The sequence below is a fragment of the Rhodococcus sp. 320_ES genome (assembly GCF_059691855.1).
In genome coordinates, this window is sequence record NZ_JCAWAG010000004.1 from 438,749 (window position 1) to 455,873 (window position 17,125).

The 17,125-nt window shown below is 67.2% G+C and carries 21 protein-coding genes; 15 read left to right on the top strand and 6 right to left on the bottom strand.

Features of this window, described 5'->3' with window-relative positions; all coding sequences use genetic code 11:
• Nucleotides 1–40 precede the first annotated feature (40 nt).
• Complete coding sequence (locus tag AC59JP_RS16400; RefSeq protein WP_497326853.1) at nucleotides 41–919, top strand: DMT family transporter; 879 nt, start codon at nucleotides 41–43, stop codon at nucleotides 917–919.
• Here the strand turns inward: AC59JP_RS16400 and AC59JP_RS16405 are convergent.
• A complete protein-coding gene (locus AC59JP_RS16405) occupies nucleotides 888–1,511 on the bottom strand; it encodes a PaaI family thioesterase (RefSeq protein ID WP_497326854.1) in 624 nt (207 codons plus the stop codon). The genes AC59JP_RS16400 and AC59JP_RS16405 overlap by 32 nt on opposite strands.
• A 28-nt stretch (nucleotides 1,512–1,539) precedes the next feature.
• On the opposite strand from AC59JP_RS16405, the gene AC59JP_RS16410 reads away from it, so the two are divergent.
• The 11 genes from AC59JP_RS16410 to AC59JP_RS16460 all read left to right on the top strand — a co-directional run bounded on the left by AC59JP_RS16410 (nucleotide 1,540) and on the right by AC59JP_RS16460 (nucleotide 9,622).
• Nucleotides 1,540–2,433, top strand: a complete 894-nt coding sequence (locus tag AC59JP_RS16410; RefSeq protein WP_497326855.1) for a 1,4-dihydroxy-2-naphthoyl-CoA synthase — start codon at nucleotides 1,540–1,542, stop codon at nucleotides 2,431–2,433.
• A 23-nt stretch (nucleotides 2,434–2,456) separates the two neighbouring features.
• Nucleotides 2,457–2,900: a hypothetical protein gene (locus tag AC59JP_RS16415; protein WP_497326856.1), complete on the top strand. Its 444-nt coding sequence runs from the start codon at nucleotides 2,457–2,459 to the stop codon at nucleotides 2,898–2,900.
• A 17-nt stretch (nucleotides 2,901–2,917) separates the two neighbouring features.
• A complete protein-coding gene (locus AC59JP_RS16420) occupies nucleotides 2,918–3,286 on the top strand; it encodes a VOC family protein (RefSeq protein ID WP_497326857.1) in 369 nt (122 codons plus the stop codon).
• Between the two features lie 66 nt (nucleotides 3,287–3,352).
• Nucleotides 3,353–4,153: an SDR family oxidoreductase gene (locus AC59JP_RS16425; protein WP_497326858.1), complete on the top strand. Its 801-nt coding sequence runs from the start codon at nucleotides 3,353–3,355 to the stop codon at nucleotides 4,151–4,153.
• 19 nt (nucleotides 4,154–4,172) lie between these two features.
• Entirely contained in the window at nucleotides 4,173–5,243 is a 1,071-nt protein-coding gene (locus tag AC59JP_RS16430; protein ID WP_497326859.1) for an amidohydrolase family protein, read from the top strand.
• 131 nt (nucleotides 5,244–5,374) lie between these two features.
• The gene (locus AC59JP_RS16435; RefSeq protein WP_497326860.1) at nucleotides 5,375–6,532 is read left to right on the top strand and encodes an inorganic phosphate transporter; all 1,158 of its coding nucleotides are present in this window, start codon (nucleotides 5,375–5,377) and stop codon (nucleotides 6,530–6,532) included.
• Nucleotides 6,533–6,545: 13 nt separating this feature from the next.
• On the top strand, nucleotides 6,546–6,830 hold the full coding sequence (locus AC59JP_RS16440) for a hypothetical protein (protein ID WP_497326861.1): 285 nt from the start codon (nucleotides 6,546–6,548) through the stop codon (nucleotides 6,828–6,830).
• A gap of 8 nt (nucleotides 6,831–6,838) precedes the next feature.
• On the top strand, nucleotides 6,839–7,147 hold the full coding sequence (locus tag AC59JP_RS16445) for a DUF3349 domain-containing protein (RefSeq protein ID WP_497326862.1): 309 nt from the start codon (nucleotides 6,839–6,841) through the stop codon (nucleotides 7,145–7,147).
• A gap of 9 nt (nucleotides 7,148–7,156) precedes the next feature.
• Entirely contained in the window at nucleotides 7,157–7,435 is a 279-nt protein-coding gene (locus AC59JP_RS16450) for a DUF3349 domain-containing protein (RefSeq protein WP_497326863.1), read from the top strand.
• On the top strand, nucleotides 7,432–8,592 hold the full coding sequence (gene menE, locus AC59JP_RS16455; RefSeq protein WP_497326864.1) for an o-succinylbenzoate--CoA ligase: 1,161 nt from the start codon (nucleotides 7,432–7,434) through the stop codon (nucleotides 8,590–8,592). The genes AC59JP_RS16450 and menE overlap by 4 nt, the downstream gene beginning before the upstream one ends.
• Before the next feature lies 1 nt (nucleotide 8,593).
• Nucleotides 8,594–9,622: a GAF domain-containing protein gene (locus AC59JP_RS16460; RefSeq protein ID WP_497326865.1), complete on the top strand. Its 1,029-nt coding sequence runs from the start codon at nucleotides 8,594–8,596 to the stop codon at nucleotides 9,620–9,622.
• Here the strand turns inward: AC59JP_RS16460 and AC59JP_RS16465 are convergent.
• Complete coding sequence (locus AC59JP_RS16465) at nucleotides 9,610–9,810, bottom strand: hypothetical protein (RefSeq protein WP_497326866.1); 201 nt, start codon at nucleotides 9,808–9,810, stop codon at nucleotides 9,610–9,612. The genes AC59JP_RS16460 and AC59JP_RS16465 overlap by 13 nt on opposite strands.
• A gap of 202 nt (nucleotides 9,811–10,012) precedes the next feature.
• Here AC59JP_RS16465 and AC59JP_RS16470 point away from each other — a divergent pair, with 202 nt between their 5' ends.
• The gene (locus AC59JP_RS16470) at nucleotides 10,013–10,996 is read left to right on the top strand and encodes an ATP-binding cassette domain-containing protein (protein WP_497326867.1); all 984 of its coding nucleotides are present in this window, start codon (nucleotides 10,013–10,015) and stop codon (nucleotides 10,994–10,996) included.
• Nucleotides 10,993–11,835 (top strand): ABC transporter permease, encoded by an 843-nt coding sequence (locus AC59JP_RS16475; RefSeq protein ID WP_497326868.1) that lies wholly within the window; start codon nucleotides 10,993–10,995, stop codon nucleotides 11,833–11,835. Before AC59JP_RS16470 ends, AC59JP_RS16475 begins: the two co-directional genes overlap by 4 nt.
• On the opposite strand, the gene AC59JP_RS16480 is transcribed toward AC59JP_RS16475, so the two are convergent.
• The gene (locus tag AC59JP_RS16480) at nucleotides 11,832–15,047 is read right to left on the bottom strand and encodes an ATP-binding protein (protein WP_497326869.1); all 3,216 of its coding nucleotides are present in this window, start codon (nucleotides 15,045–15,047) and stop codon (nucleotides 11,832–11,834) included. The two genes, AC59JP_RS16475 and AC59JP_RS16480, sit on opposite strands and share 4 nt — an antisense overlap.
• Before the next feature lie 41 nt (nucleotides 15,048–15,088).
• On the opposite strand from AC59JP_RS16480, the gene AC59JP_RS16485 reads away from it, so the two are divergent.
• A complete protein-coding gene (locus AC59JP_RS16485) occupies nucleotides 15,089–15,958 on the top strand; it encodes a 1,4-dihydroxy-2-naphthoate polyprenyltransferase (RefSeq protein WP_497326870.1) in 870 nt (289 codons plus the stop codon).
• A 1-nt stretch (nucleotide 15,959) separates the two neighbouring features.
• Here the strand turns inward: AC59JP_RS16485 and AC59JP_RS16490 are convergent, their stop codons facing one another.
• Genes AC59JP_RS16490 through AC59JP_RS16500 form a run of 3 tightly spaced genes read right to left on the bottom strand, consistent with a single transcriptional unit; the run spans nucleotide 15,960 to nucleotide 17,119 of the window.
• Nucleotides 15,960–16,343 carry a phage holin family protein gene (locus tag AC59JP_RS16490; RefSeq protein ID WP_497326871.1) on the bottom strand — a complete coding sequence of 128 codons (384 nt, stop codon included), beginning with the start codon at nucleotides 16,341–16,343 and terminating at the stop codon, nucleotides 15,960–15,962.
• 12 nt (nucleotides 16,344–16,355) lie between these two features.
• Nucleotides 16,356–16,904, bottom strand: coding sequence for a Clp protease N-terminal domain-containing protein (locus tag AC59JP_RS16495; protein ID WP_497326872.1), 549 nt, complete (start codon nucleotides 16,902–16,904; stop codon nucleotides 16,356–16,358).
• On the bottom strand, nucleotides 16,904–17,119 hold the full coding sequence (locus AC59JP_RS16500; RefSeq protein ID WP_497326873.1) for a helix-turn-helix domain-containing protein: 216 nt from the start codon (nucleotides 17,117–17,119) through the stop codon (nucleotides 16,904–16,906). Before AC59JP_RS16500 ends, AC59JP_RS16495 begins: the two co-directional genes overlap by 1 nt.
• Nucleotides 17,120–17,125: the final 6 nt, after the last annotated feature.

Here is a 17,125-nt window from a genome sequence, read left to right on the forward strand (position 1 = left end):
GTAGACGGATCGCGCTCGATCGTCGGATACTCACCCGGCCATGCCTTCCTTCCTCTCGCTCGTCCTCGCCGGCGTCCTCTGGGGTACCGGCGGCGTCATCGGTTCACTGCTGGCCGACGCGTCGGGCGCCTCGTCCGTGGCCGTCGCGGCGTATCGACTGTTCCTCGGTGGCGCGGTTCTCGCGGCGATAGAAGTCGTCCGCCGATCCCGAATCACGAACGCCCTGAACCGGATTCTGCTCACCGGTCTCGTCGCGGCCGTGTTCCAGGGGTTCTACTTCGCCGCCGTCGCGACGGGCGACGTGGCGTCGGCGACGCTGGTGACCATCGGGTCGGCGCCCGTCATCGTGACCGTGGCCGACGCTGTTCGCGCCCGGTCTCTTCCCGGCGCCGTGGTGATCCTGCGGCTGGTTCTCGGCGTCGTCGGGTTGGCCCTGCTCGTCGGCGGCACTCCGAGCGGCGTGCTGTCCATGCTGTTCGCCCTGGTCTCCGGAGGCGCCTTCGCCGTGTTCACCGTGCTGGGCCGCAGGCCGCTTCCCGCGGGCGTGGGACAGAGCGTGGTGACGGCGTGGGGTTTCGTCGTCGGCGGCGCACTGCTGTTCGCCGTCGCCGCGGTCGGGCCCGGGGCTGGGCTGGACTTGTCGAGCGAATCGGTAGTGTTGCTGGTGTTGTTCGCTGTGGTGCCCACCGCGCTGGCCTACTCGTTCTTCTTCCACGGCCTGCGCGGAGCGACGGCCGCGACCGCGACGTTGGTGGCGCTGCTCGAGCCACTGACGGCGTCCGTTCTGGCCGTGACCGTTCTGGATCAGCCGCTGACCGTTCCGATGTTGGTCGGCGCTGTGCTGCTGCTGGTGTCGATCGGGCTCGCGGGCCGCCGGCGCGAGCGCGCTACTGCTGGCCCGGCAACAGCTGCAGCATGAGCGCGTCCGAGTCGGCGATCAGCTCGCCGTCCTCGTTCTTCAGCGTTGCGCTGATGAAAGTCTTCCGCCCTTCGACCCGGTCGACTCGACCTTCGGCCACCAGCGGCTGGTTCAGCGGGGTGATCTTGCGGTAGTTGACGTGCAGGTACGCGGTGCGGCTGATGGGCCGGCCGTACGCATGCTGCGTCAGGCCGAACAGATCGTCGAACAACAGCGGAAGCGTGCCGCCGTGCGCAGCGCCGTTGCCGCCGAGGTGGAAGCGCCGGAACACTCCTCGGCTGCGCACGCCTTCGGCGTCGAACTTCTCGATGGTCCACGGCAGCATCAGCAGGCTGCCCCGGCCCGGGAGGGTCGGTACGCGTCCGGCAGGCGCCTCGCGTTCGGGGACCCCGTGCGGCTCCATCGTCGCGATCAGATCCTGCGCCATCGACAGCGCCTTCGTCAGCACGTCCTCGGGCATGTCCACCGAGACGGCGAGGTCCTGGACGCGCCGCAGCGCTTCGACGAACTCCCCGTACTCGGGTCCCACCTTCGCCGGCTCGAACTTGGGGAACCCGCCATGCTCGAAGTACTGCTCGTCGTCGACCGCCATTCGGGCACCATAACTTATCGTGGGCAACGTGAGTTTCGACGAGAAGTTGTGGCGCCCTGTTCCCGGTTTCGACGATCTGGTCGACATCACCTACCACCGGCACATCACCGACGGCACGGTTCGCGTCGCGTTCGACCGGCCCGAGGTACGCAACGCTTTCCGACCCGGGACGGTCGACGAGCTGTACCGCACCCTCGATCACGCCCGCATGACACCGGACGTCGGCGCGGTGCTGCTCACCGGCAACGGACCCGCCCCGAAGGACGGCGTGTGGGCGTTCTGCTCGGGAGGGGACCAGCGCATCCGTGGGCGCAGCGGTTACCAGTACGCCGAGGGCGAGACGGCGGACACCGTCGACAAGGCACGCGCGGGGCGGCTCCACATCCTCGAGGTCCAGCGCCTCATCCGGACCATGCCCAAGGTGGTCATCTGCCTGGTCAACGGCTGGGCGGCCGGCGGCGGCCACAGCCTGCACGTGGTGTGCGACCTGACGATGGCCAGCCGCGAGCACGCCCGGTTCAAGCAGACCGACGCCGACGTCGGCAGCTTCGACGGCGGGTACGGCAGCGCCTACCTCGCGAAGATGGTCGGGCAGAAGTTCGCGCGTGAGATCTTCTTTCTCGGCGAGACGTACTCCGCGGAGGACATGCACCGCATGGGCGCGGTCAACAAGGTCGTCGACCACGCCGAACTCGAGATCGAGGCCATCGCCTGGGCGAAGACCATCAACGGCAAGTCTCCCCAGGCGCAGCGCATGCTCAAGTACGCGTTCAATCTGCAGGACGACGGCCTGGTGGGCCAGCAGTTGTTCGCCGGTGAGGCCACCCGCCTCGCCTACATGACGGACGAAGCCGTCGAGGGCCGGGATTCGTTCCTCGAGAAGCGCGAACCGGACTGGTCGCCGTACCCCTGGTACTTCTGACGAGATTCGGGTATTCGGGAGGCATGACAGATCAGAACTCCCCGGACCAGCCTGCACCCGAACACATCCGTCCCGAGGGCGTCGACGACGACACCGTCGCCGCCGTCGGGAAGCTGTCCGAAGCGCTCGAGACGGTCGAGCGCGCACGCGGACACCTGTACGAGTTCCACCAGCTCATGGGTCACTCGGACTTGTTGCTGGGCAACGCGATCGACGAGCTGCGCGACGCCGGACACACCAAGATCGCCGACCGTCTGCAGGAGAAGATGTTGGGCCGCAACACGATTCCCGGGCGGTGGACGTTTCAGATCGTCGAGGAGTTCGACGACGGCTACTGGGACGAGTTCCGCAGCCACGAGCGCACCGTGCGCGACGAATTGCTCGACGGCAAGCGCCACATCTTCGAGGCGGAAATGAAGGAAAGCCGCCGCACGCACGGCCGACCGGGACACGAAGCCACTCCCTGACCGCTACCGTGTCAGCGGTGGAGATCCTGAGCAGTCGCGTCATCCTGCGGCCGGCGGACTACGACGTCACGCTGGCGTTCTATCGAGACACCCTCGGGTTGGGTATCGCTCGCGAATACCCCGGCGGCACAGTCTTTTTCGCCGGTCAATCGCTGATCGAGATCGCTGCACACGGAGCGAGTGGGACGCCGTCGACGTTCGACGGCGCTCTGTGGCTACAGGTACGCGACGTGCACGAGGTCGCCGCGCGGGTGGACGTCGACCGCGGCCCGACGACCGAGCCCTGGGGGCTGATCGAAATGTGGACCAAGGACCCCGACGGGGTGCCCATCGTGTTCGTCCAGATTCCCGACGACCATCCTCTCCGCAGGGATCAGCGCCGGTGATCTTTGACAGAGCAGACGATCAGTGCTGATAATGTCATCACTTAGCCGTCTGGGAGGCCGTCCGCCATGGGTACCACGAGAACAGCGCTCGTCACGGGCGCGACGTCCGGAATCGGGTACGCGGTGGCGGTCGACCTCGCCCAACGCGGGTACCGCGTCGTCGGGACCGGACGCGACACCTCGACGGGGGTCGGCCACGCCGACGGAGTCGAGTACGTAGACCTCGACCTGACCTACCCGGAGAGCGTCGAGAAGTGCGCCGCAGCGGTCGGAGACGTCGACATCCTGGTGAACAACGCCGGCGAAAGTCAGTGCGGCCCCTTGGAAGAGCTGCCACAGGACGAGCTGCAGCGCATCTTCCAGCTCAACGTCTTCGGACCGGTACACCTCACCCAGTTGCTTCTGCCGGGCATGCGCGCCCGCGGATACGGGCGCGTGGTGATGGTCGGATCCATGCTCGCGAGCTTCCCGGTCGCGTTCCGTTCGTCCTACGTGGCGTCGAAGGCGGCGATCAAGGGTTTCGCGACCAGCGCGAGGGCCGAGGTGGAGCCGTACGGGGTGAAGATCACGACCGTGGAACCCGGCGCGATCAACACGGGAATCTCGACTCGGCGCAACCACTGCATCACCGCGGACTCCGTATACGGCGACGGGTATCGAACCGTCATCGGCAAACTCGACGCCAACGAGGCGGTCGGGATCTCGGCACCGCGAGTGGCACGCACCATCGTGTCGGCCATCGAGGCGGAAAACCCCAAACCGTTGTACGCGGTCGGCAGCCGAGCGCCATTGGCGTTCGCCGTGAGGAGAGTCGTTCCGGACGCCGTCATGGAAAAGATCGTCCTGAGACAGCACGACATTCACTGACGAGTCCACGGGGGGACACATGGATCATGTTTCACGCCGCACTGCGATCAGGGCGCTTGCCACCGGGGGTGTCGTCGCGGGGCTGGCCGCCCGCTCCACGGCAGCGTCGGCAGCGCCGACCGGCAACTACCGGATCGACCTGCACTCCCATTTCCTCCCGCCGCGTTACCGCGACGCGCTGACCGCCACGGGCTACACGGTCAAGTCGCTCGCGCCCGTGCCGTCGTGGTCCCCCGAGGAGGCGCTGGCCTTCATGGACGGGCACGCGATCGCAGCTCAGGTGGTGTCGATCTCGGACCCGGGTGTCGGGTTCCTCTCGGGCGCCGCTGCGGTGGAGATGGTCCGCTACACCAACGACTACGCCGCGGACCTCGTCGCTCGGTACCCCACCCGGTTCGGCGCTTTCGCCTCTCTGCCCCTCCCGGACGTCGGCGCATCCCTGGCCGAACTGACCTACGCGCTCGACGTTCGACGGCTCGACGGTGTCGTCCTGCTGTCGAGCTACGACGGGATCTACCTCGGGGACGCCCGCTTCGAACCGATCATGGCCGCGCTGAACGCCCGAGGCGCCTTCGTGTTCGTGCACCCCGCGGAGGTACCGGCGGACAACAAGCCCGAACTTCCCTTCCCCGCCTTCTACGTGGAGTATCCGTTCGACACCACGCGCGCCGCCACCGTTCTGATGGCGTCGGGAACGATCGACCGGTACCCGAACATCCGATTCTCTCTGGCGCATGCCGGAGGATGCGTGCCGTTCCTGGCGACACGATTGCAACTGCCGCGGTCCGCCGTCCCCGCTGCACCCGACGTGTCCGTCTTCGCGGCGGAGAAGTCGATCGCGAAATTCTTCTACGACACCTCGCTGTCGGCGTCGGCAGCCGCCATGCGCAGCGTGCTCGAGGTCACCGACATCGACAACGTCGTCTTCGGTTCCGATTGGCCGTTCAGCGGACTCGTATATCGCGCCGGGACGACGACCGATCCCGCACCGGGACTGAGCGAGGTGTTCGACAACGATCAGCGCTATCGAATAGAACGGCTGAACGCTCTGCAACAGCTACCGTCGCTTGCCCAGCGAATCACTCGCTGACCAGGCAATTCGGACGAAACGGACGCCGAAGGTGAACGGAGAATGAATACTTTCGGCCCGCCCCGGCACGACGTCGAGAAATGGCCGTCGGCCGTTTTACTTCGCGGAGGTTGAGCCTCACACTTTGCGTCGTGACTGCGGAATTCATCGTATTGGCGGTTGTTGTCGTCACCGCCCTGGCCTTCGATTTCACGAACGGCTTCCATGACACCGGTAACGCCATGGCGACCTCCATCGCAACAGGCGCGCTTCAGCCCAAGGTGGCGGTGGCCCTCTCGGCCTCGCTGAACCTCGTCGGCGCATTCCTGTCCACCGCGGTCGCCGCCACCATCGCCAAGGGCCTGGTCGACGCGAACCTGGTGTCCCTCGAGATCGTGTTCGCCGGCCTCGTCGGCGGCATCACCTGGAACCTCGCCACCTGGCTGCTCGGCATTCCGTCGAGTTCGTCGCACGCTCTCATCGGCGGCATCGTCGGCGCGATGATCGCGGCCGTCGGCGGACACGGAGTCATCTGGCACGGCCTGGTCTCCTCCGTCATCATCCCCGCGGCACTTTCGCCGATCATCGCGGGAACCGTCGCGGCAGCCGGAACGTGGCTGGTCTACCGCACCACCCGCAAGGTCCCGGAAAAGCAGTCGGAGAAGGGATTCCGCTACGGCCAGATCGGCTCGGCGTCCCTCGTCTCGCTCGCCCACGGCACCAATGACGCGCAGAAGACGATGGGCATCATCTTCCTGGCTCTGATCTCGTACGGCAGCGTCTCCAAGACCGACTCCATGCCGCCCATCTGGGTCGTCGTGTCCTGCGCCGTGGCCATCGCCGCCGGCACCTACCTCGGCGGCTGGCGCGTCATCCGCACCCTCGGCAAGGGACTCGTCGAAATCAAGTCTCCGCAGGGCATGGCGGCCGAATCCTCCTCGGCCGTCGTCATCCTGCTCGCGTCGAACTTCGGCTTCTCCCTCTCGACCACCCACGTCGCGACCGGTTCCATCCTCGGATCAGGAGTCGGCAAGCCCGGCGCCTCGGTGCGCTGGGGAGTCGCGGGCCGCATGGCCACCGCGTGGCTCGTCACCCTGCCGGCGGCGGGCGTCGTCGGCGCGCTCTGCTACTTCCTGTCCCACGTCATCGGCGGATTGCCCGGAATCCTCGTCGTGTTCGCCATCTTGATCGCCGCGTCGGCCTGGATGTACCTGCACTCGCGCAAGACTCCGATCAACCACGACAACGTCAACGACGAGTGGGACGAGACCAGCACCTCCCCCGCCGTTCCCGCCCCCGCCACCGTCTGAAAGGCACAACGCGATGTCCACCTGGCTCAACGTCAGCGCACTCTGGAAAGTCGTGGTCTTCGGACTCCTCCTCGGCGCCGGCCTGCCCGCACTGTTCGCACTCGGCGTGCGCTCGGCCGCACTCGGAACCGTCGGTGCCGACGGCACCACCACGACCACCTCGTCCGCCGGAAAGGCGTTGGCGTTCATCGCCTTCGCTATTGTCGCGGTAGCCGTCGTTCTCGGGGTCCTGTTCGTCTCGCGTGACTTCATCGGCCACCACACCGGGGTGTACATCCTCGGCGCCAAGGCCAAGTAGGTTCGGTCGTGGCGGGGGGAGTCATCAACGCGATCCTGCAGTGGTTGCGCGCGGGATATCCCAACGGAGTACCCACGCACGATTACGTCCCGCTGATGGCTCTCCTGTCGCGTCGCCTCTCGCCCGACGAGGTCAAGGAGCTCGTCGACGAGCTCGCCAGCACGGAAGTCGACAAGGCCGACATCGGAGCGGCCATCACCAAGGTGACCGACGAACTCCCTCTCGAATCCGACATCGATCGCGTCCGCTCGCGCCTCGCTGCGGGAGGTTGGCCGCTGGCCGATCCCTTCGAACCCTGGAAGTCGGCCGAGCAGTAAACTGGTCCGATGCCGATTCCGCCCGTGCTGGCCTCGATCGTGGCATGGCTTCGGACCGGTTATCCGGACGGTGTACCGGAGCGTGACTACGTTCCGTTGATGGCCCTGCTTCGGCGCAGACTCACCGACGACGAGGTGGAACAGGTGGCGGCCGAGCTGCGTTCCGACGAGGAAGTTGCAGCCGCGGACATCGGCGTCGGCATCACCAAGGTGACCGACGAGGTTCCGAGCGAGGACGACATCGACCGTGTCCGGCGGCACCTCGACGAGTGGCCGGACACCGCGTGAGCGCTCGCCTGCGCACGCTGGACGTTCCCTCCGGTCCCGCAGTCCTGGCACTTCTGCCCGCACTGTCCGAGATCGTCTCCGGCGCAGCGGATCCTGTCCTTCCCGTCCCCGCGTTCGATGCGCGGGAGACCTCCCGCCTGACCGACGCGTTGGCGCCGGGAGAACCGATCGAGCCCGGCGTCGCCATGGTGATCGCCACCTCCGGATCGACCGGAATTCCCAAGGGGGCGTTGCTGACTGCCCCCGCGCTGCGCGCGAGTGCGTCGGCAACACACGATCGGCTCGGTGGCCCCGGATCGTGGTTGCTCGCCTTACCCGCCCACCACATCGCCGGCATGCAGGTGCTGCTGCGCTCCGTCGCCGCGAACACCGTGCCCATCGTCCTCGACGTCGCTCGAGGCTTCGACCCGAACGATCTGCCGTCCTCGATCGACGCCATGGACGGCCCGCGCCGCTACACCTCACTGGTGCCCACCCAGCTGATCAAAGCGCTCGACAACCCTTCCGCCACACAGGCTCTGGCGTCTCTCGACGCCGTCCTGCTCGGCGGTGCGGCCACCCCGGCACCGGTCCTCGCCCGAGCAGTCGACGCCGGAATCACCGTCGTGCGGACCTACGGGATGAGCGAAACCTGCGGCGGCTGCGTCTACGACGGCGTCCCCCTCGACGGCGTCACGGTGACGCTCGACGACACAGGGCGGGTGTTCCTCGGCGGCGCGACGCTCGCATCGGGATACCGCGGCATGCCCGACCATCCCGCCTTCGCCACACCCGGGATGTTCCGAACCGACGACGCCGGCGTGCTGTCCGACGACGGTGTTCTGCGCATCGTCGGCCGGTTGGACGAGGCCATCACCACGGGCGGCCTGACCGTCGTGCCGCAGGTGGTCGAGGCGGCTCTGGCGACCCACGGCGACATCGCCGAGTGTGCCGTCGTGGGCGTCGCGGATGCCCGGCTGGGCGAGCGAGTGTCGGTGGCGGTGGTGGCGAGAAGCGGGGCCACGCCGACCCTCGACGACGTGCGCTCGCACGTCCGGGCCACCCTGGGCGACCACGCCGCACCGCGCGAGATGCTGCTGGTCGACGCGTTGCCGGTGCGCGGACCGGGCAAGGTCGACCGCGCCGCAGTGCGGTCGCTGTTCACAGGCGACGGCTGACGTGTCCGGCGACTGGATTCTCGTCGAGACACTGAGCGGCGATGTCGCGGAGGCCACCGTGATCGGCCTCGGGGAGAGGCCCAAGGAGTGGGCGTCGCTGTCACGGGCCCTGCCGACGAAATCGGCTCACACGGCGGCACGGTCGGCAATCGCGTCGGCCGCACGGTCCGGTTCCGACGCCACCTTTCCCGTCTCGCACATCGGCGACGTCGTCGTCGCACGTCCCATACTCGGCACGGACGGTGTCGTGCACGGGCTTCGGCTGTGGCACGGACCCGGCGACGCCGTCCCGACTCGATGGCCCGTGACCGGCGCGTTCGACTGGTCCGCGTCCACGCGCGTACTGGGCCTGACCCCCGACATGCGCACTCTGTTCGGTCAGGACGCCGACCGCACGTCTTTCACCGGACCCGAGCTGTTCCGCTCGATCATCCATTTCGACGGAGCCCTCGAGTTCGTCTCCCTCACCCTGCGCGACGGTCCGGGCCACTCGTGGGTCGGATCGCTCACCGTCGCGTCGGCCACCGGTTCCCTCCCCGTCAGATCGGTGATGCGCTCGGTGGCCAACCCGGACGGACCGTCGTGGCGCGGCATCATGTTCGAACTCGACGTGCCTCTCGACCCACCGACGCCCAGTGTGGAAAGCGTTGCACTGGAATCGCTCTCGCGCGGATCGGACACCGCGATCGCGCTGGTCGACCTTGCGAAGATGCGACTCGTGCGGTGGGTGACCGACCCGGTCCCGGGCATCGCCTGGAAGGGCGTTCGCGATCAGCGCGACACCCCGCATCCGGACGACATCGAGCGCATCGTGGCGTCGGCTCGCGCCTTCTACGCGGGAGCGACGGAATCGGCTCTACCGGGGATTCGCCTGCGCAGGCTGGACGGAGGCTGGACCGTCGTCGACGCACGCGCGACGCTCTTCCCGGTGGCCGACGGGCCGAAGCTGCTGCTCGCGGAACTGAAGACCGTGGGTCACAGCGACGAACCCGACCCCGTGCCGCCGACCGACACGGGCTATCCGACCTGAGACTTGCCGAGCCGTGACCGCTCGGCCAGGCAGAGCTCGAGATCCTGGGTCACGGACCACACGTCTTCGAGGTCACCGCTGAGCAGGAGCGCTCGCTGGCGGGCGACGAGCGCAAAGATGGCATTGTCCAACTCGTCGGCGTCCATCGACGCGACCACTTCCCGGACATGAACGAAATCGCAGCTCACGAGTCTCCCGCAGTGTGCACCGCACACAGATCTAGATGGGTAGCTACGTCCGAGGCCGTCGACTCAAGCCGCGGGAAACCCCTGAAACAGGGCGCACGGCTGATCGTAGCTGCGCCGATGGGATTTGCGCAAAAGGTCGGAGGCGCATAGAGCGCATGCGCGGTGCAAGAGCCGTGCAAGAACACCCGCCCATGGTTGTCCCATGACCTCCACAGCATCGAAGAGTCGTTCCGCAGGCTCCACTCCAGCAATCGAGGCCGTGGGCCTCGTCAAGAACTTCGGCACCCAACGCGCCGTCGACGGTGTCAGCCTCACCGTCCCGACAGGCGCCGTCTACGGCGTCCTCGGGCCCAACGGCGCCGGCAAGACCACCACCGTCCGAATGCTCGCCACTCTGCTGCGTCCCGACGCCGGGTCCGCCCGCATCTTCGGCTACGACGTCGTGCGCGAGCCCACGGCCGTCCGATCCCTCGTCGGTGTCACCGGCCAGTACGCCTCGGTCGACGAGGACCTGACCGCAACCGAAAACCTGATCGTGTTCGCCCGACTCCTGGGACTGACGCGCACGGCATCACGCATCAAGGCCGGTGACCTGCTCGAGGAGTTCGGCCTGACCGAGGCCGCAACCAAGCCACTGAAGAACTTCTCGGGCGGAATGCGTCGACGGCTCGACCTCGCCGCCAGCCTCATCGCCGCACCGCCACTGCTCTTCCTCGACGAGCCGACGACGGGGCTCGACCCGCGCACTCGCGCTCAGATGTGGGACACCATCAGAAATCTTGTTGCACAGGGCTCGACGGTGTTGCTCACCACTCAGTATCTCGACGAAGCTGACCAGTTGGCCGACCGCATCGCCGTCATCGACCACGGCCGCGTCATCGCCGACGGTACGGCCGACGAACTGAAGGCATCCGTCGGGACGTCCTCGTTGAACCTCGCCATCGCAGATCCGACGCGCATCGACGAGGCCCGCACGCTCGTGATCGGTGTGCTCGGCGTCGATGTGGTCGTCGGCGCCGACGGAATTCGCCTCACCGCTCCCCTCGCCTCCCCGTCCGTGACCACCGATGTCCTGATTCGCCTGCGGGAGAACGGTATCGAGGTCGACGAGATCACCGTCAGCAAACCCAGCCTCGACGAAGTCTTCCTGACCATCACCGGTCAGCCCGAAAGGATCCCCGCATGACGACCGAACCGTTATCCCCGACCGGCCTCCGGCCTACCCGCATGCCCGCGACCGGCCTCCGGCCTTCCCGGACCATCTCGCTCGAACAGACGGTCCGGCACTCGCTCACGATGGCCTACCGAGGTCTGCTCAAGATTCGGCACAACCCCGAGCAATTGTTCGACGTGACACTGCAACCCATCATCTTCACCGTCATGTTCACCTACATATTCGGCGGCGCCATCGCCGGTGACATCTCGGCCTACCTGCCCACCATCATCCCCGGAATCCTCGTGCAGACCGTCATCACCGGATCGATCGTCACGGGCACCCAGCTGCGGGAGGACATGGACAAGGGAGTCTTCGACCGCTTCAAATCGCTACCGATAGCGCGTATTTCGCCGTTGGCGGGTGCGTTGCTGGCCGACGTCGTTCGGTACGCGATTGCAACCACCGTGACGTTCGTCGTCGGCTTCGCCCTGGGGTACCGGCCCGAGGGCGGCATAGTCGGTGTTCTCGGTGCGGCCCTTCTGGTCATGGTGTGCGCCTTCTCCATCAGCTGGATCTTCGCGCTCATGGGCGTACTGATGAACAAGGCGTCCGCGGTGCAGGGCGTGTCGATGCTCGTGCTCTTCCCGCTCACCTTCCTCTCCAATGCCTTCGTCTCGGTGGACACGATGCCGGGCTGGCTACAGGCGTTCGTGAAGGTGAATCCGGTGTCGCACGTGGTCACTGCGGTGCGGGAACTCGCGAACAACGGCGCGATCGGAGTCGACTTCGGGTTGTCGCTCCTCGGCGCGGCGGTGATCGTGGCCATCTTCGCTCCGCTCGCCGTGCGCACGTACATGCGCAAGACCTAGATCGGACCCAGCAGGTCCAGGAGTGTGGATCGGGCCCCGGCTCTCGTCGTTCCGGCGACGAGGGCCCGGGCCTGCGCGACGCGTTCGCTCCCGAGTACGGAGCGCGCATGATCGAGTCGGCGCTCCCACGACAACGACGGAGAATCCTGCCTGCTGCGCGTCTTGATTCCGGACAGCAGCATCGACAGACCGCGATCGGAATCCGCACCCGAGGCAATCAGATACGCACCGATTGCCACTGCGACACAACCGATCTGAGGATAGTCCGGAATTCCCTCGTGCCCCAACCTGCGTCGCGCAGCGGCAGCGAGCCTAGGAATCCACTCACTCACGATCTCCCACCGGCCGGCCGCGACATGCGCGGCGACGGCTCCGCTGATGATGACGAAGGCTCCGGGGTCGGGAGTGTCCGAGGGATCCGGGCCGCCCGCGTGATCGACGGCGCGCCGGTACAGCCCGAGGCCTGTTTCCGTATCACCCTCGGCCAGTGTGCATTCCGCATCCATCGCGGTCAGCATCGCGAGAGTTGCGTTGCGCTGCATCGAGTCCATGTCGTCCGGCCGTGACAGGCCGCCACCGGTCAGATCGGTCATCCGCACGCGTGCCTCCGCCAGCATGCCCGCGCCGATCATCGCGCCGCACAGGTAGCTCTCCACCTGCAGGCTCTCCTCGTACGCGTGCAGCTCGCGCAGCTGGGACACGGCCAGCTCGTAGAAGGAGATCCCGTCGTCGAATCTGCCTGTCTGCGAGAGGATGCTGCCCAGATTCTGCGCGATGACACCGATCGACCACATGTCACGCGCGGACAGTGCGAGCTCGAGTCCGGTCCGGCTGTCGCGTTCGGCTCCGCTCAGGTTGCCCGCGTTCTCTCGCAGGGACGCTCGCGCCATGTGGGCGGTGACGCGTACGGACGTGTCCGCCTCACGCAGGGCAGCGGCGAGCAGCCGAGGTGCCGCCACCGCCGGCGTCGTGGCCAAGACGGCGAGCAACCGCACCGACGGCGTGACGTCTGGACGAGTACGCACGATGCGTCGGACGGACATTCGGGCGCGAGCGAGCCGCCGCGGGGTCATGCCGAATGTCAGGTGGGCCGCGGCGAACAGCACGCCGGTCGCCACCACGTCGTCGGGCACGTCCGTCGCACCGGCCCGTGACACGTCGATCGCCAGTATCTTGGGCGCCCACGCCATGACCTCCGTGTGTGCCCCGCGGATCGACCACCAGAAGGCGAGAACGGGAAAGACGGTCAACACCGTTCGTGTATCACCGATCGAATCCGCTTGCCGCAGTGCCGATACGAGATTGTCGTGTTCGGCCTCGATCCGATGAATCGCCGTGAGCTGGTTCGGCGTCCTCACCTCGACGGCAGACTGCAGCCCGAAATTCACGACCCAGTCGGACGTACGCCGCATCACCTCGTCGGATTCGCCGGACGCCACCAGCTGTTCCTCACCGAACTCCCGCACGGTCTCGAGCATCGTGTACCGAAGACCCATGTCGGCACGCTCGACCACGGACAGCATCGACTGACTCACCAACCCGTCGATGGCGGCGGCGACATCGTCGACTGCGCCGAACTGCGCCACCGCTTCGGCTGCCGCCAGGGTGAACCCGGCCGGGAATCGGCAGAGCCGTCGCAACGCGATTCGCTGAGGCTCGTCCAGGAGATTCCAACTCCACTCGATGACCGCGCGGAGGGTACGGTGGCGCGGCGGCGACGTGGGGTCCCCGGTCGCCAGAAGCGCGAAGCGTCGTCCCAGACGCGTGTTGATTTCGTCGACCGACATCGTGCGCACCTTCGCGGCCGCGAGTTCGATGGCCAACGGCAAACCGTCGAGTCGCGCGCAGAGCGCCGTCACCTCGGTGGGGACCAGCCGAACACTCGGGCGGACGGCGCGGGCGCGGGCGGCGAACAGCTCCACCGCCGGCGTCGTCGCGAGCGGCGGCAACAAGTACACCGACTCGGCGGTGATCGCCATCGGTGCGCGGCTCGTGGCCAGAACCGTCAGACCGGGACTCGCCGCAGTCAGATCGGCCACGATGTCCGCGACGTCGGCGATCACGTGTTCGCAATTGTCGAGAATCAGCAGCATCGGGCGCGCGGCGAGGGCCTCGCGAAGTCGTTCACGAGCCGAGGTACTGCGGGCGCGCGGCAGCCCGACGTACCGCATGTCCGCCTCGCTGATGCCGAGGGTCGCGCCGATCGTGGTCACCACGTCGTCGCCGCTGCGCAGAGACGCCAACTCGACGAGGGTGACCGGCGTCGTGGGCGAGCTACGACTGCCGATCTCGTGCGCCACACGGGTTTTGCCGGTTCCTCCGGGTCCGAGGATCGTCGTCACCCGCGACCGTCGCGTCAGGTCCTCTATGTCCTCGATGTCGCCGCCGCGCCCGAGCAGCGGATTGGGCGACGCCCGAATCCCGATGGCCGACGGCGTGCCCGGCCTCGCACGGTGACGACGCGGGTCGGACTCGCCCCGCAGCATCTCGGTGTGCAACGCCGAGATACGTGGCGACGGATCGGACCCGAGTTCGTCGGCCAACCGCTCGCGCAGTCGCGCGAACACCGACAACGCCTCGTTGGTGCGGCCCAGTCCGTGCAGCGCCCTCATCAGTTCGAGGTGCGCGGATTCGTCGAGGCGGCGTTCCGCACACGCGGCGAGCGCCAGCGGCAGGGCGGTTTCGTAGTCCCCGTCCTCGATCGATGCGCGCAGCACGATCGACTCCAAGGCCGCACGGCAGCGCTGGGACTCGGCGATCACGTCGTCGCGAAGGTCACCGTCGGGCAGGTCCTCGCCCGGCGTCCCGACCCACAACGAGAGTGCGTCGGTCGCCCGATCGACAGCAGCCCGCGGGGAACCCTCGGCGAGCAGTTGCGTGGCGTCGCGCTCCCGGATGCGCGCCGCACCCAGGTCGATCTGCGTCGGGTCGAGGACGAGGCGGTAACCGGAGGGCCCGATTTCGAGTGCGCCGTCGGGCAGGGCCGACCGTAAGCGCGATACCTGGGTGTGCAGAGCGTTCATCGGCGAGCGCGGCGGAGAGTCCGCCCACACGTCCTCGATGAGCGCATGCGCACTGCGACTGCGCCCGGGACGCACCGCGAGCGCAGCGAGGACACTGCGGGAGCGGGCACCGGGAAGCGGCACCAGATCGTCGCCGCGACGGGTCGACACATCGCCGAGCAGACGCACCAGAACGTGGGGAACACTCATCTGAATTTCACCAGAGGAACATCGTAGGCAAGGATCGACCCATGGCGACAGCAGCCCAGTGGATCGAAGGCGCGAGACCGCGCACCCTGCCGAACGCAATTGCACCCGTCGTCGCCGGAACCGGTGCCGCCGCCTCGATCGACGCGGTGACCTGGTGGAAAGCGGCGCTGGCGTTGATCGTCGCCCTGGCGCTCATCGTGGGCGTCAACTTCGCGAACGACTACTCCGACGGCATCCGCGGCACGGACGACGACCGTGTCGGACCGCTGCGGCTGGTGGGATCGAAGGTCGCGTCGCCCAACTCGGTCAAATTCGCCGCGATCGGCTGCTTCGCCGTGGCGGGGGTGGCCGGTCTGGTTCTGGCCGTCACCACCGCGTGGTGGCTCGTGCTGATCGGGGTCGTGTGCATCGCCGGCGCCTGGTTCTACACCGGCGGATCGAAGCCGTACGGCTACAGCGGTTTCGGAGAGATCGCCGTGTTCGTGTTCTTCGGTCTCGTCGCGGTGCTCGGGACACAGTTCGTTCAGGCCGACCGGGCCGACTGGGTGGGCCTGGTCTGCGCCGTCGCCATCGGTTCGTTCTCGAGTGCCGTCCTCGTTGCGAACAACCTGCGCGACATCCCGTCCGACACCGAGTCCGGCAAGGTCACGCTCGCAGTCCGCTTGGGAGACAGTCGCACTCGGACGCTGCACCTGGTGCTGATCACCGTTCCGTTCGTGATGACCCTGCTTCTGGTGATCGCAACCCCATGGGCATTGCTGGGGCTGGCGGCGCTCGTGTTCGCAGTGCGGGCCAACGCACCCGTGCGCGGCGGCAAGCACGGTATGGAACTCATTGCAGCGCTCCGCGATTCAGGACTCGCGATGTTGCTGTGGTCGGTCGGAACCGCCGTCGCATTGTTCCTGGCCTGACTTATCCCCGGCGTTCCGGAACCAACGCTCCGAGCAGGAAGTTGACGATCGAGATCACGATCGCTCCCCAGAACGCCGCCCCGAATCCGACGACGGTGAGCCCGTAACCCGTCGCGTCCGTCACCGCTGCGGTGAGCAGCAGCATCAGGGCGTTGATCACCAGGGTGAACAACCCCAGAGTGAGGATCAGCAGCGGGAGCGACAGCAACTTCACGACGGGTTTGATGAAGGCGTTGATCACGGTGAACACGGCGGCGATGCCGAGCAGCACCACGATGTCCCATCCGGTTCCTCTTCCCGAGCTCGCCGGCGCGATACCGCTGACGAAGTATGCGGCCACCCAGATCGCGATGGCGTTGACGACGAGTCTGACGACGAAAACCATGACTCGATATTCTCACGCAGCTCGGTCGAGCAGCGCTTCCAGATCCAGACGCAGCGCGGCCACCGAGACGTGCCGCTCGATCATGCCCACCACCGCGGGGTCGTCGCTGCGCAGAATGCCCAGCATGACGTGCTCGAGCTCTATCGAGGTGTCCCGTCGATACGTCGCCTCTCGCAAGCCGGCCTCGAGCACCTTCTTGGCCGAGCGGTCGAACGAGATGTGACCGCGGTGGCGACGCTTCGACTTCGGTTCCGGTGCGTCGAGCGCTCCGACGCCGAATCGATCCTCGACGCTGGCGCGGACCGCAGCGAGATCGATGCCGATCGACTTCAGCGCGTCGACGTCCTGATCACCGAGCGGCGGCGACGCCCCGAGCTCGGCGCGCACCTTCTCCGGGGTCAGACCGGTCCGCTGCAGCAAGTCGGACAGGGGTCCGTCCGCAGCGACCACGGTCCCCAGCAGCAGGAACCCGGGTGTGATGGAGCGAACGCCGGCCTCGCGCGCTTCTTCCTGCGCATGCGTGACGCTCACCCGCGCACTCTTCGCAAATCTCTCGAACATCAGCGGATCCTTCTGTTGTATTTGTGGTGAACGGCCTGTCGGCTCACGTCCAGGGACTCGGCAATGGCCTGCCAGGACCAGCCTTGGTCCCGCGCATTGGTCACCTGAACCGCTTCGAGCCGGTCGGCGAGTCGGCGCAACGCCATGACGGCGCGCAGCCCCTCGGCGGGGTCGCCGGACCCGGCGGAATCGGCAAGTGTTCGCGGATCGGTCATGTTGTC

Coding starts and splice junctions, on each gene's coding strand:
- AC59JP_RS16400 (WP_497326853.1), top strand. CDS start 41: ATGCCTTCCTTCCTCTCGCTCGTCCTCGCCGGCGTCCTCTGGGGTACC.
- AC59JP_RS16405 (WP_497326854.1), bottom strand. CDS start 1,511: ATGGCGGTCGACGACGAGCAGTACTTCGAGCATGGCGGGTTCCCCAAG.
- AC59JP_RS16415 (WP_497326856.1), top strand. CDS start 2,457: ATGACAGATCAGAACTCCCCGGACCAGCCTGCACCCGAACACATCCGT.
- AC59JP_RS16425 (WP_497326858.1), top strand. CDS start 3,353: ATGGGTACCACGAGAACAGCGCTCGTCACGGGCGCGACGTCCGGAATC.
- AC59JP_RS16430 (WP_497326859.1), top strand. CDS start 4,173: ATGGATCATGTTTCACGCCGCACTGCGATCAGGGCGCTTGCCACCGGG.
- AC59JP_RS16440 (WP_497326861.1), top strand. CDS start 6,546: ATGTCCACCTGGCTCAACGTCAGCGCACTCTGGAAAGTCGTGGTCTTC.
- AC59JP_RS16450 (WP_497326863.1), top strand. CDS start 7,157: ATGCCGATTCCGCCCGTGCTGGCCTCGATCGTGGCATGGCTTCGGACC.
- AC59JP_RS16470 (WP_497326867.1), top strand. CDS start 10,013: ATGACCTCCACAGCATCGAAGAGTCGTTCCGCAGGCTCCACTCCAGCA.
- AC59JP_RS16475 (WP_497326868.1), top strand. CDS start 10,993: ATGACGACCGAACCGTTATCCCCGACCGGCCTCCGGCCTACCCGCATG.
- AC59JP_RS16480 (WP_497326869.1), bottom strand. CDS start 15,047: ATGAGTGTTCCCCACGTTCTGGTGCGTCTGCTCGGCGATGTGTCGACC.
- AC59JP_RS16485 (WP_497326870.1), top strand. CDS start 15,089: ATGGCGACAGCAGCCCAGTGGATCGAAGGCGCGAGACCGCGCACCCTG.
- AC59JP_RS16490 (WP_497326871.1), bottom strand. CDS start 16,343: ATGGTTTTCGTCGTCAGACTCGTCGTCAACGCCATCGCGATCTGGGTG.
- AC59JP_RS16495 (WP_497326872.1), bottom strand. CDS start 16,904: ATGTTCGAGAGATTTGCGAAGAGTGCGCGGGTGAGCGTCACGCATGCG.
- AC59JP_RS16500 (WP_497326873.1), bottom strand. CDS start 17,119: ATGACCGATCCGCGAACACTTGCCGATTCCGCCGGGTCCGGCGACCCC.